The organism is Curtobacterium sp. PhB78, assembly GCF_003751685.1.
Classification (GTDB): Bacteria; Actinomycetota; Actinomycetes; order Actinomycetales; family Microbacteriaceae; genus Curtobacterium.
Genome location: NZ_RKIA01000001.1, coordinates 221,619 through 234,043, shown reverse-complemented (window position 1 = coordinate 234,043; position 12,425 = coordinate 221,619). Strand labels below are relative to the sequence as shown.

At 71.9% G+C, this 12,425-nt stretch carries 10 protein-coding genes and 1 tRNA gene; 2 read left to right on the top strand and 9 right to left on the bottom strand.

All coding sequences use genetic code 11. The annotated features are described in order from the left end of the window. Nucleotides 1-210: 210 nt before the first annotated feature. The 5 genes from EDF53_RS01205 to EDF53_RS01185 form a co-directional block, all read right to left on the bottom strand. Nucleotides 211-2,556, bottom strand: coding sequence for a DUF3488 and transglutaminase-like domain-containing protein (locus tag EDF53_RS01205; RefSeq protein ID WP_148058241.1), 2,346 nt, complete (start codon nt 2,554-2,556; stop codon nt 211-213). After that, the gene (locus tag EDF53_RS01200) at nt 2,553-3,884 is read right to left on the bottom strand and encodes a DUF58 domain-containing protein (RefSeq protein ID WP_123291873.1); all 1,332 of its coding nucleotides are present in this window, start codon (nt 3,882-3,884) and stop codon (nt 2,553-2,555) included. Before EDF53_RS01200 ends, EDF53_RS01205 begins: the two co-directional genes overlap by 4 nt. Further along, a complete protein-coding gene (locus EDF53_RS01195; protein WP_235035938.1) occupies nt 3,884-4,876 on the bottom strand; it encodes a MoxR family ATPase in 993 nt (330 codons plus the stop codon). The genes EDF53_RS01200 and EDF53_RS01195 overlap by 1 nt, the downstream gene beginning before the upstream one ends. Nucleotides 4,877-5,048: 172 nt before the next feature. Further along, a complete protein-coding gene (locus EDF53_RS01190) occupies nt 5,049-6,053 on the bottom strand; it encodes a sugar phosphate isomerase/epimerase (protein WP_123291871.1) in 1,005 nt (334 codons plus the stop codon). Continuing rightward, on the bottom strand, nt 6,050-7,270 hold the full coding sequence (locus EDF53_RS01185; protein WP_123291870.1) for a Gfo/Idh/MocA family protein: 1,221 nt from the start codon (nt 7,268-7,270) through the stop codon (nt 6,050-6,052). The genes EDF53_RS01190 and EDF53_RS01185 overlap by 4 nt, the downstream gene beginning before the upstream one ends. A 98-nt stretch (nt 7,271-7,368) precedes the next feature. Here EDF53_RS01185 and EDF53_RS01180 point away from each other — a divergent pair, with 98 nt between their 5' ends. Then, nucleotides 7,369-8,364, top strand: coding sequence for a LacI family DNA-binding transcriptional regulator (locus EDF53_RS01180; protein WP_123291869.1), 996 nt, complete (start codon nt 7,369-7,371; stop codon nt 8,362-8,364). A 64-nt stretch (nt 8,365-8,428) separates the two neighbouring features. Here the strand turns inward: EDF53_RS01180 and EDF53_RS01175 are convergent, their stop codons facing one another. Continuing rightward, a complete protein-coding gene (locus tag EDF53_RS01175) occupies nt 8,429-8,878 on the bottom strand; it encodes a MarR family winged helix-turn-helix transcriptional regulator (RefSeq protein ID WP_123291868.1) in 450 nt (149 codons plus the stop codon). Between the two features lie 171 nt (nt 8,879-9,049). On the opposite strand from EDF53_RS01175, the gene EDF53_RS01170 reads away from it, so the two are divergent. After that, a complete protein-coding gene (locus EDF53_RS01170) occupies nt 9,050-10,246 on the top strand; it encodes an MFS transporter (RefSeq protein WP_123291867.1) in 1,197 nt (398 codons plus the stop codon). A 15-nt stretch (nt 10,247-10,261) separates the two neighbouring features. Here EDF53_RS01170 and EDF53_RS01165 read toward each other — a convergent pair whose 3' ends face one another. From EDF53_RS01165 to EDF53_RS01155, 3 genes are all read right to left on the bottom strand, one after another. Beyond that, on the bottom strand, nt 10,262-11,074 hold the full coding sequence (locus EDF53_RS01165) for a hypothetical protein (RefSeq protein WP_148058240.1): 813 nt from the start codon (nt 11,072-11,074) through the stop codon (nt 10,262-10,264). Continuing rightward, nucleotides 11,067-12,056: a type IV toxin-antitoxin system AbiEi family antitoxin gene (locus EDF53_RS01160; RefSeq protein ID WP_123291865.1), complete on the bottom strand. Its 990-nt coding sequence runs from the start codon at nt 12,054-12,056 to the stop codon at nt 11,067-11,069. The genes EDF53_RS01165 and EDF53_RS01160 overlap by 8 nt, the downstream gene beginning before the upstream one ends. Before the next feature lie 139 nt (nt 12,057-12,195). Next, a tRNA-Ser gene (locus tag EDF53_RS01155) sits at nt 12,196-12,284 on the bottom strand. Nucleotides 12,285-12,425 lie beyond the last annotated feature (141 nt).

Genomic DNA, 12,425 nt, shown 5'->3' with positions numbered 1-12,425 from the left:
TGCCGCGTTCACCGCTCGGTGGCAGGCTGTAGAGCCGCACGGAGCCGTCAACCTCGCACCACCCGGCGACCCCCGCGCGGTGCGGCGCGGCGCTGCGGCGCACGGTGCGGCGGCGGCGATCCCGTGCCGCGTTGACCGCTCGGTGCCCGGTTGTAGAGCCGCACGGAGCCGTCAACCTCGCACCAGCCGAGACTCCGGGGTCAGGCGGGGTCAGGCAGGGCGACGGGAGCGGCGACGGCCCTCGTGCGACCACGCGGACGACGGCAGCAGGCTCGGTGGCAGCAGGCGCGACCGCAGCACCCGTCCACCGGAGACCGAGGCGTCGAGGGCGTCCCGCGCCTGCTGCACGTGCCGCACGAGCGCCTCGCCGTCGACCGCTGCGACCCCGTCAGCCGCGAACCGTTCACGGTCGACGGCGTCGACCACGGCGTCGAGGTGCGGGAGCGCCGAGGCCGGCAGCACCGGACGGAGTCGTCCGAGGACGGCTCGGGCAGTCCGGGCCGCAGCCCCTGCGTCACCGGGTGGTGCCAGCCCCGGGGCGTAGCCGTGGTCGGCGACGTCGTCGAGGGCATCACGCCAGGCGTTCACCGCGGGTGAGCGACCAGCGGCGACGGCCGACAACCGCGACCGCCGTCGGAGTGCTCGGACGAGTCCGGGGGCGATGAGCAACGCGAGGACGAGTGCCGCGCCGAACAGCAGGCCGGCCGGACCGCTGCCACCCGAGGCACCGGCCGCACCGGGCTGCGCCGACGCCGAGGGGGTCGGCGTCGCCGAGGACTCGGCGGGGGCGGACTGCTCGGGCGCGGGCAGCGGGGACTCGGGCGTCGCCGCGGTCGGGGTCTCCGTGGGTTCGGTCGAGGGCTGCGCTGCCGCGTCGGAGTCCGGCGTCGGCTCGAACGCGACCCAGCCGGCCCCCTTGATGTACAGCTCGGGCCAGGAGTGCAGCTGCCGGTTCGACACCGCGTACTCGCCGTCGGGCTGCGCCGCCCCGGCCCGGTACCCCACCGCGATCCGGGACGGGATGCCGAGCGTCCGGGCCATCACGGCCATCGCCGACGAGAAGTGGACGCAGTAGCCCTCGCGCACCTGCAGGAAGGTCGAGACGACGTCCATGCTGTCGCCGTCGTAGCCCTGCTCGACGGGGGCCGTCTCGGAGTAGGTGAACAGGTCGCTGCGGAACCACTGCTCGAGGGCGCGGGCCTGGGCGTAGTCGTCGGACGCGGCCCCGGCCACCCGCTCCGCGGTCGACGTGATGTTCGCGGGCAGGTCCTTCGGCAGCGTCAGGTCGGTCTGCAGCTGGTCGCCGCTCGGCTCCCGGAACCCCCGGCCGTCGGCACGGGACAGGACACCCGAGGCCGCGACGGCGTCGAGGTACGCGTTCGCGAAGGTCGAGGCACCGTAGACCTCGTACGTCGCACCGCGCGGCGTGGCCGGACCGGTCGACCGCACGGTGCTCGAGGACCCCATCCAGCGCCATTGCGACAGGTCGAGGTTGGTGGAACGCGACTCGATCGACACCGCCCCGGACGGCACCGGCAGGTACGTGCTCGACAGCCCGGTGATCCGGACCGTGACGTCGCCGCGGGTCGCCAGGCGGGGGTTCACGCCCTCGGCCCACTGCTGCTGGTCGGCGGTGTCGGCCTCGGCGGCGTTCGTCACCGTCGGCACCCAGTCCCCGGTGCCGAACTCGTCCAGGTCGGCGAGCTTGAGGTACTCGGGCTGGCCGTCGGACGACCGGTACCGGAGCACCTCGAGTTCGCTCGGCTGCCGCAGGTCGTTGCCGAGCTCGAGCAGGGTGCCGGGTCGCCCGGGCTGGATCGGCGACTGGATGGCCCCGGTGACGCCGGACAGCCAGCTCGCGTTGAGCGGCACGATCGCGGGCAGGCCGATCGCGACGACGAGCCCGATCGCACCGACGACCGCGGCCGGGACCGCTCGTTGCACGGGTCGGACCGACAGCCACAGCAGCGCGAGGAAGGCGACGGCCGTGGTGATCACGAGCGCGGTGCCCGCCGGCTGTCCGGTGATGATCCCCGGCACGATGAGGATGACGAGTGCCGGCGCGGCGGCGAGCGACGGGATCCGGGCGATCGCGGCGAGGAACAACGAGACGCCCGCCACCCAGGCGATCGACACGGTCACGACCAGTCGGATCGCGTCGGTCTGCGGCAACGGCGCGGGGTTCAGGCGGATGGCGGCGAGCGTCTCGCCCAGCGCCCCGTCGGCGTCGAGCCAGCCGAGGGGTTGCACGTCGTTGACCAGGGCGGCGGCGCACGAGCACAGCACGAGGGTGGCGACGAGTGCCACGAACCGGACCCCGGGGGCCCGGCGACGCACCGCGAGCATGACGGCCACGAGCACCGCGACGACCACGACGCCGGACACCCACCAGGCGGTGCCCTGCACGAGCGGGCGGATCGCGAGCGCGGCGATGAGCACGGGCACCGGGGCGAGCGCGACGACCCAGGTGCTCGGGGTGTCACGGGTGTCGTCGTCGCGGTCCAGGACCTCGCGCACGTCGACGGGCCGGCGCGACGACGCAGCGGTGCCGCTCACCGTGCGGCTCCGGACGCGGTCGCCCCGGCGACCGGCACCACGAGGGTGCGCCAACCGCCGCGGTCGAGGATCCCCCGGACCACCGGGTCCGGCGGCACGATCGTCGCCATGATCCCGCGGCTCGATCCGCTCGTCGCCGTCACGAGTTCAGCCGCTTGCTCGGCGGTGCAGTTGCCGGTGACCACCGCGGTCATGCCGTGCACGTCCCGCCCACGCACCTCGGGCAGGACCTCGGTGACCGGACGGGCGTCGCTTCGGAGCCGGACGTCCGCGAGTCCGACGAGCACGTCGGTGAGGCCGCCGACGTCACCGGCGTGCCGGGTGCTGCCGGCCGGTCCGTCGCTCACGAGGACGACGCGCGAGGTCCGGGCGGCGAGGGCGCGGGCGACACTGGCGGCGACGACGACCGCGTGTTCGAAGGCCTGGTCACCGCCCAGGTCGGACAGCTCCGCCAGGTCCTCACGCCCGAGGCCCTGGTAGGACTCGCGCCGGACGTCGAGCGCGATGACGGCCTCGGGCGGTTGCGCCTGCGTGGTCTGCCGGACGTGCAGTTCGCCGCGGCGAGCACTCTGCGCCCAGTGCACCCGACGGATGGGGTCGCCGGGACGGTACGGCCGGAGTTCGCTGTCGTCGGCGGACCCGCCCTGCCCGACCCGTCCTTCGTCGGCGGAGACGGCCCCGGCGAGGGCGCCGGTGTCGATCGCGGCGAGGGGTGCGCTCGCGGGGACGACGACGACCTCTTCTGCCGGCACCACCGGGCGGTCGATGCGGAGCAGGCCGAAGGGGTCCTCGACCCGGATGGTGACGGGCCCGACGAGCGTGCGACCCCGGTGCATCGCGAGTGCCTCGACGTCGAGCACCGCTGGCGGCAGGCCCGGGCCGACGAGCGCGTAGGTCTCCGCCTCGGACGCACTCGCGAAGGCGTCCTCGAGCTGTTCGCGGACGAGCAGGGTCGACCGCGGGCCGATCGGCAGACTGGTGCTGCCGAGGGTGATCCGCTCGCGGTACACCTCTCCGACCTGCACGATCGCGCGGGCCGTGCTCCGGCTGCCCCGGAGCGGTGCGGCGACCACGAACGCCATCACGATGCCGAGCACGACGAGCACGAGCAGCAGCAGCCCGGCCGAGACGGCGACGCTGGTGGTGCCCACGAGCCCACCCCCGATCAGCCCGATGCCGATCGCGATGACGGTCCAGCCGCGCACGGTCGGACGGAGGAACGGCGTGCGCCGGAGCAGGGACAGCCCACGGCGGCCGAAGCGCCCGAGCGTCGAGCGCGCGGCACCGGTGCGCCGCAGCAGCGACGACGGTGCCGATCGGCCGGGCATCAGGAGCGGACGGGGGTCGCCGTGAACGGCACGGCGGTGTCGGAGACGATGCGGACGACGATCTCGCGCACGGTGTCCTCGCCCGTGCCACCGAGTCCGCGCGCCACCGGCACGAGCCGGTGGGCGAGCACGATCGGTGCCAGCGCAGCGACGTCGTCCGGCGTGACGAACGGCCGGCCGAGCAACGCCGCGTGGGCACGGGCCGCCTGGGCCAGGTGCAGCGTGGCGCGGGGGCTGGCGCCGAGCACCAGGTCGGGGTGGGTGCGGGTGGAGCGGACGATCGCGATGACGTACGCCTCGACGTCGGGGGCGATGTGGACGTTCGCCACGGCCTCGATGATCCCGCGCAGCGTGGTCACGTCGACGATCGGTCGCAGGTGCGACAGCGGGTCGCCGCCGCCGCGGTTCGCGAGCATCTGCCGTTCGGCGTCGACGCTCGGGTACCCCATCGTGATGCGCGCCATGAAGCGGTCACGCTGGGCCTCGGGCAACGGGTAGGTGCCCTCCATGTCGATCGGGTTCTGCGTCGCCACGATCATGAAGGGGCGGTCGAGCAGCCGGGTCACGCCGTCGACCGTGACCTGCGACTCGGCCATCGCCTCGAGCAGGGCGGACTGGGTCTTCGGGCTGGTGCGGTTGATCTCGTCACCGATGACGACGTTCGCGAACACCGGCCCCGGTGAGAACCGGAACGTGCCCGAGGACTGGTCGAAGATGTTCACCCCGGTGACGTCCGACGGCAGCATGTCGGACGTGAACTGGATGCGGTTCACCGAGCCGCCCACCGAGGCGCCGAGTGCCTTCGCCAGGACCGTCTTGCCGACGCCGGGGACGTCCTCGACGAGCAGGTGCCCCTCGGCCAGCATCACGGTGAGGGCGGTGCGGATCGCCTCGGTCTTGCCGTCGATGACCGTCGAGACGGACGCGACGATGGCGTCGCCGACCTCTCGGATGCGCTCGAGGGGGAAGGCGGGGTCGGTCGGCTCCGGCACGCAGGGCTCCTCGTCTCGGGACAGGTGTCGTGCATGCTACATCGGTCCGGTGACAGCGCCCGGTGGGCGTGTCACCGATGCGCACTGGACGGGAGGCCCGTGGAGCGTGCGCCGATCAGCGCACGTCCCACGGGCCTCCCGTCCGGATCACGTGGTGCGTCTCAGACGCGAGTCACGCGCGCGTCGTGAGCGCCGTGTCGGCTGCGAGCAGGACCTTCGCGGCGACCGCGACCCCTTCTTCGCGACCGAGCTCGGTGTCCTCGTGCTCGATGTTGACCCACATGTCCGGGTCCACCTCGCGCAGGGCCCCGAGGAACGCCGACCAGTACGCCTCGTCGTGACCCTTGCCGAGCGCGACGAAGTCCCACGCGGACGGCTTCGGCCACTCGTTGGCCCACTCGTCGCCACCGAGGTTCGTGCGCGGCTCGTCCGGCGACAGCCGACGGAACGAGTTGTCGAGCACGCCGTTGATCGCCGCGTGCGGGTTGATCCGGACGTCCTTCGCGGCGGCGTGGAAGACCAGGTCGCCGAGGTCGCGGACGACCGCCACCGGGTCCATCTGCTGCCAGAACAGGTGACTCGCGTCGAGTTCGACGCCGATGTTCGTCAGCGCACCGCGCTGCACGAGCTCGCGGATCGTCGCCGGGTTGAACACCACGTTCTGCGGGTGCAGCTCGAGTGCGACCTTGACCCCGTGCTCCCGCGCCAGGGCATCGATCTCCTGCCAGAACGGCACGGCGACGCTCCACTGGTACTCGATGACGTCGAGCGCGGCGGAGTTCCAGGCGTTCACGATCCAGTTCGGTCGGGTGCCGCCGGGCTCGCCCGCCGGCAGCCCGGACATCGTGACGACGCGGTCCTGGCCGAGGCGTGCGGCGAGGCGGATGCTGCGCCGGATGTCCTCGGCGTGGGCCTGGCCGATCGCACGGTCCGGGTGCAGCGGGTTGCCGTTGCAGTTCAGGCCGGCGATGGACACCCCGGTGCCCTCGAACCGGGCGAGGAAGGCGTCACGTGCTGCGTCGTCCTCGAGGATCGCGTCGATGTCCGGCACGTGCACCGGCGGCAGGAACCCGCCGGTGTTCAGCTCGATGCCGGTCAGGCCGTTGCCCGCGATGGCCGTCAGGGCCTCGGCGAGCGGCCGGTCGTGGAAGATGGCGTTGTAGAGACCGAGCTTCATGCGTGCGCTCCTTCGGTGGTGCGGACGGACGGCACCTCGAGGGAGGCCCCACCGGCCCCGGCGGACCGTGCCACCGCGTCGAGGATCTCCATGTTGTGCACGCCGTCGTCGAACGTGGCGTTGGCGGGCAGCGGGTCGGCGACGCCGGCGACCTCGTCGAGGAACGCGCGTGCCTGGTACTCGAACATCTGGTTCTGTCCCCAGCCGACACCGGGCGCGTCCATCGCCATGCCGCCGGCGACGTAGGGGTGGTCCGGGCCGAGGACGACCTGGCGGTACCCACCGAGGCGGGAGCCGTCGGACTGCAACGCGAGGCCGATCTCCGACGCACGCTCCTGGTCCCAGCGCGCTGCACCGTTCTCGCAGAAGACCTCGATGACCAGGCCGTTCGGGTGCGCCGTGGCGACCCGGGACACCTCGAGCGAGCCCACCACGGAGCCGTCGCCGAAGCGTGCGTTGAAGGTGGCGTAGTCGTCGTTCTCGACGTCGGCGAACTCACCCGTCAGCGGGACGGCTTGCCCGCGCAGGGCGAACCCGGCGGCGATCGGGCGCTTCGTGATGGCGGTCGTGAACATGCCGCCGTTGACGCTCTGCACCTCGCCGGCCAGGAACTCGGCCACGTACGCCAGGTGCGAGCCGACGTCGGCGAGGGCTCCGGTGCCGGGGGCACCCGCGAAGCGCCACGAGAAGGGCACGTCGGGCGACGAGCCGTAGTCGGTCCAGTAGCGGGCGGAGACGTGCAGGACGCGGCCGAGCGTGCCGTCCTCGACGAGCTGCTTGATCGCGGCGAGGCCAGGGGCGCGGCGGTAGGTGAACCCGACGCGGGCGACGAGCCCGCGCTGCGATGCCTCGGTGGCCGCGGTGGCCATCGCCCGTGCGTCCTCGAGCGAGTCCGACAGCGGCTTCTCGCACAGGACGTGCTTGCCGGCGGCCAGCAGCCCCTCGACGATCTCGCGGTGCAGCTTGTTCGCGACGACGACGCTCACGACGTCGATGTCGTCGGCCTCGGCGATGGCTCGCCAGTCCGTGTCGTGGCGGGCGTAGCCGAACCGCTGCGCAGCCTCGGCCGCGAGGGGCTCGTACACGTCGCCGATCGACACGAGCCGCACGGGCGGCAGCGTCGGGGCGAAGAGTGAGGGTGCGTTCCGCCACGCGGCCATGTGGGCCTTGCCCGCCATGCCCGCCCCGATGACGGCGACGCCGATGCTGTCGCTCATGGTTCTCTCCTTCGAGAAGTCCGGTGCCGATTCTGGAACGTTCCAGAACGTGTCGGTAGACTTTAGCCCGACCACCCCATGTCCTGTCAAGGAGCCGCGTGTCACGACCCCCGACGATCATCGACGTCGCGACCCGTGCCGGCGTCTCGAAGTCACTCGTCTCGATGGTGCTCCGCGACGACCCGGGTGTCTCCGACGCACGCCGCTCGGCCGTGCTCGCGGCCGCCGCCGAGCTCGGCTACCGCCCGAACCGCGCCGCCGCGATCCTCGCCGGAACCCGGACCCGCACCGTCGGGGTCATCGTCGACGACTTCCGCAACCCGTGGTTCGTCCCGCTGCTCGACGGCATCCGCGACGCGCTCGCACCGCACGGCCTGCGACTCACCCTCGCGGACACCCGTGCGAACGCCCACCTCGACTCCTCGCCGTTCGACGACCTCGTCTCACTGCGGGTCGACGGCGTCGTCCTCGCCGCCGAGGGCTTCCCCGACCTCGTCGTGCCGGCCGACACCCCCGTCGTCGTCGCCGGCGCCCGGGCCGACGTGCCCGGCGGGCTCGACGTCGTCGCCTCGGACGAGGCCGCCGGCGGCCGGTTGGCAGCGGATCACCTGATCGGACTCGGTCACCGCCGCATCGTCCACGTCACCGGCTCGGGAGGCCCGGCTGCGGTCCGCCGCGAGGGCACCGTCGCGCGGATGGTCGCGTCCGGCATCGCGCCACTGGTCTACGGCGACGGCCCGACGTCCGAGACGACCGGGTACGAGGGCACCCGCCGCGCACTGCGGGACCACCCGGACCTGACGGCGGTGTTCGCCGCGAACGACGTCATGGCGATGGGCGCGATCGCCGCCGTGCGCGAAGCCGGACTCCGGGTCCCCGAGGACGTCTCGGTGGTCGGCAACGACGAGACCCCGCTCGCCGCCTCACCCCTGCTGCGCCTGACCACGGTCGACCCGCACAACGACGAGGTCGGGCGGCTCGCGGCGAACCGGCTCGTGGAGCTCGTCGGCGCGGCCGAACGACCCGCTCCGAGCCGGGTCCTGGTGCCGCCGTCGCTCGTCGTGCGGTCCACGACGGCGCCGCCGCGGGCCTGAGACGCCACCACCCCGCGACCGCAGCGCGCGGGGCGGCGGTGATCCGGGCCTCCCGGCCGACGGATCAGACGCTGGCACCCTCGAGCCGGTCGACCGCGACCGCGAGTTCTTCGAGTTCCGGGACCTCGCGCGCTTCGGCGAGCGCCCCCTCGAGCGCAGCGGCGTGGATCGGCGTGGCCGCATCCAGCAGCCGCTGACCGGCGTGGGTGAGCTCCGTGTAGAGCCCGCGGCGGTCGTCGGCGCAGAGCACGCGGGTGAGCAGCGCACGTTCCTCGAGTCGGTTGACCAGCCGGGTCGTGGCGCTCGGGCTGAGGGCCGCTGCGCGGGCGAGCTGCTGCATGCGCATGTGGAAGCCGTCCTGCCGGCGCAGCGCATCGAGCACGGTGTACTCGACCACGGACAGGTCGACATCGCGCAGCGCGCGCTCGAGTCGCGTCTCGATCAGGCCGTGCAGTGCCGCCAGGGTGCGCCAGCCGTGGGCACGGACAGCGGTGGAGGTGTCGTCGACGGACATCGGGCTCCTTCTGGTCGGCTGCGCGGTCGGTCGCTGCGGTCGGTCGCCGCGGTCGTTGCGGGCGCGTGCAGTTGCTTGCGCTGATACCCCGCGTGTGCAACTATCGATACCGCGCGTCTGCAACAACCAGCGTACGCGGCACAGCGCCACCGCACAACGGAAGGACCCCCCATGCCCGCGGGACTCATCGCCCTCGCACTCGGCGGATTCGGCATCGGACTGACCGAGTTCGTCATCACCGGCCTGCTGCCCGAGGTCGCCGCCGACTACGGCGTCACCGAAACCACGGCCGGCTGGCTCGTCACCGGCTACGCACTCGCCGTCATCGTCGGCGCCCTCGGCCTGACCGCCGCCACCACCCGACTCCCCCGCAAACCCGTCCTGCTCGGGCTGCTCGTGCTGTTCATCATCGGCAACACGCTGTCGGCGATCGCACCGACCTACGAGGTCATGATGTCCGGACGCGTCATCGCGGCACTCTGCCACGGAGCGTTCTTCGGCATCGGCTCCGTCGTTGCCGCGAACATGGTCGAACGGTCGAAGCGTGCCTCCGCGGTCGCCCTGATGTTCACGGGACTGACGGCGTCGAACGTGCTCGGGGTGCCGTTCGGCACGTTCCTCGGCCAGGCGCTCGGCTGGCGTTCGACCTTCTGGGCCATCGTCGCGATCGGTGTCGTCGCCCTGGTCGGCGTCCTCGTGCTCGTCCCCGCCGTCCGCCAGACCGAGACCCCGTCACTGGCCCGCGAGCTCGGGGTCTTCCGCTCCGGCCAGGTGTGGCTGTCGCTCGGCATGACCGTGCTCGGCTACGGCGGGATGTTCGGGGCGTTCACCTACATCGCGTACACGCTGACCTCGGTGTCCGGCTTCCCGTCCTCGGCGGTGCCGTGGCTGCTCGTGGTGTTCGGCCTCGGGCTGTTCGTCGGGAACTTCGTCGGCGGCAAGCTCGCCGCACGCTCGATCGACCGGACCCTGCTCGTCGTGCTCGTCGCCCTCACCGTGGTGCTCGGGCTGTTCGCCCTCGTCGCGACCTCGCCCGTGCTGACCGTCATCGCCCTCGTGCTCATGGGCGCCTTCGGGTTCGCGACCGTGCCGGCCCTGCAGACGCGCGTGATGCAGTACGCGGACCACGCGCCGACCCTGGCGAGCGGGGCGAACATCGCGGCGTTCAACCTCGGCAACGCGCTCGGTGCCTGGATCGGTGGGCTCACCATCGCCGCCGGGCTCGGCTACACCTCGCCGATCTGGGCGGGCGCCGGGATCACCCTGGCCGCCGTGGCCCTGACGCTCGTCGCCATGGGTGCCGTGCGGCGTGGGCGTTCGCGCGGGGCCGGCGAGCTGACCTCGACAGGGAGCGTCGCGACGGCCTGACGGTCACCCGTCGCTTCAGCGGTCGGCGCCGCGGAGGAAACCCTCCGTGAGTGCCTCGATCCGACGTACCCGTTCGTCGTTCCGCATCGACGAGAGTGGTGAGAACGTGAAACGACGCGGTCTCACCGGGGTCCGCTCGAGCAAAACTGCGAGCTCTCGCGCCCGCTCCGGACCGACAACGGCTGCGGCGCGCGTTCCGAGCAACCAGGTCGCGATGAGGTCGGTGTCGTGGGAATGCGCCTCGAACACCGCCTCATCGACCTCGTCCCAGAGCGAGTTTCGGATCGCGGCGTCGCCGCAGTACCAATCGACAGCGATCGCGAGGTCTTCGGAGTCCTTGTCGTTGTAGTGCGCCCGATCCACCCAGGCGCGCAGCTTCAACAGCGTGTAGCCCTCGGCCGTCGGGAACCGCACCTCCACACCACTCGGAAGCACCACCGACGGTGCCGAACGGAACACGTCCGCGATGCCGTACACGCTCATGTGCTCACGGCGAGCCGCTGGCTCGACGACACCGTCCGGGTCCTCGACGCCGCCGAACGGCATGAAGTCCACCTCGACGTTCGCGACGACGAACCGTACGCCGTTGGCTCCGGTCGCCGGGTACTCGTCGACGACCGTCTCGTACGTCGCCCAGTCGTCCGTGGCGATGGCGACGTCGACGTCTTGCGTCCCCCGGAGTGGATCCTTCCGACTGAAGACGGTGTGGTGCAGATGGTCTCGTGCTTCCGAACCGACGATCATCAACCGGTCCGGATCGACGCCACGGCGATCAACGAGGTCACTGACGACGTGGTTGACCACCACCAGCCGATCGGCCTCATGCATCGACGAGGTCCGTCTCCTGACGCAAGCGCCCCGCGGCTTCACGCGCGCGACCATCGCCCGCAGCCATCAGCTCGGCGTAGACGAGCAGCGGCGGTGCCGCTCGGATCCCGCCGGGTCTCGGCACGGGCGCAAGCCAGAACATGTCACGCACGGCGACGTTCGATCCCCGTCCGGTTCGCCACCTGTTGGCGAACGCGATCGCGGGCTGCCAGGGGCGGACCCACAGGGAAACCGTCTGGTGACGCACCCACGAGGTCGCCGCCTCACCGCTCACCATCATCTCGACGCCGGGGACCGGCCGGACGTCGAGGTCTCCGCTCTCGAATCGTCGTGTTCGCCGCTCGGCGCCCAACCCCGTGGGGAACGCCGCCGTCCACTGGTCGATCAGTGCGTCTCGTGAGCGTCCACCGGGAACGAGGTCGGAGGGTGCCCGATCGGTCGCCTTGAGCTGCTCGAGCACCTCGCTGACGAGCCCGACGGACACTCCCGCGCACCTCGCCACCGTGCGCGTCGACATCTCCGTCAGGGCCGGCCAGCTCAGGAGCGCGAACAGCACCTGCGCCCGCTTCGTGCTGAACAAGTTGACGAGGCCCACCTCCTCGGGTCCTCCGCGGCCCGACGCGACCGGCACCTTCCCCCGGACGTCGATCAGCAGCGTCGGATCCTGGACGAAGGCATTCCCTGCGCTGTCGACGTAGCTGACCCCCAGGGCACGGAACTGCGCCGCACTCCGCGGAGTCATGCGGTGGCCGAGGATCAGCCGATCTCGAGGACGGTCCGACGGCCAGGACACCCGGTCGTACGACCCCAAGGTCATCGCAGGCAGGAACGCGGCGGTCATCGGTTTCCGCCACTGTCCGTCGAGTCGGATCAACTCGGCGTCCCACACGCTCAGACCCGCACCGTCGGGACCGCCGCGCGCGGTCAGCCCCAACCCGTACTCGCCGAGACATTCTCCGATGCTTGCGAGGACCTCGTCCATGGACACCACCGTTCAATAGTCCGCCGTGTTCACTTTAATTGAACACTCGCCAAATGTGAACACCAGGAAGCGCGGCTGATCCAGTGGGGCGCAGGGACGACGAAACCCCGGTCCGATCGGACCGGGGTTTCATGGAGTGCGGAGACGGAGGGATTTGAACCCTCGGTCCCCTAAAGGGGACTCCACCTTAGCAGGGTGGTGCACTCGGCCGGACTATGCGACGTCTCCAAGCACTCTCGCGAGCGCTCCGACCACCATACAGGAGGACCGGGCCACTCTCGACCCGACCGCACCCCGCGCGTGGCACGGTCGCAGAACGCGGGTCCCCCGAAGTGGGGACACCTCGGGGTTGTCCCGACGTACCCCGGT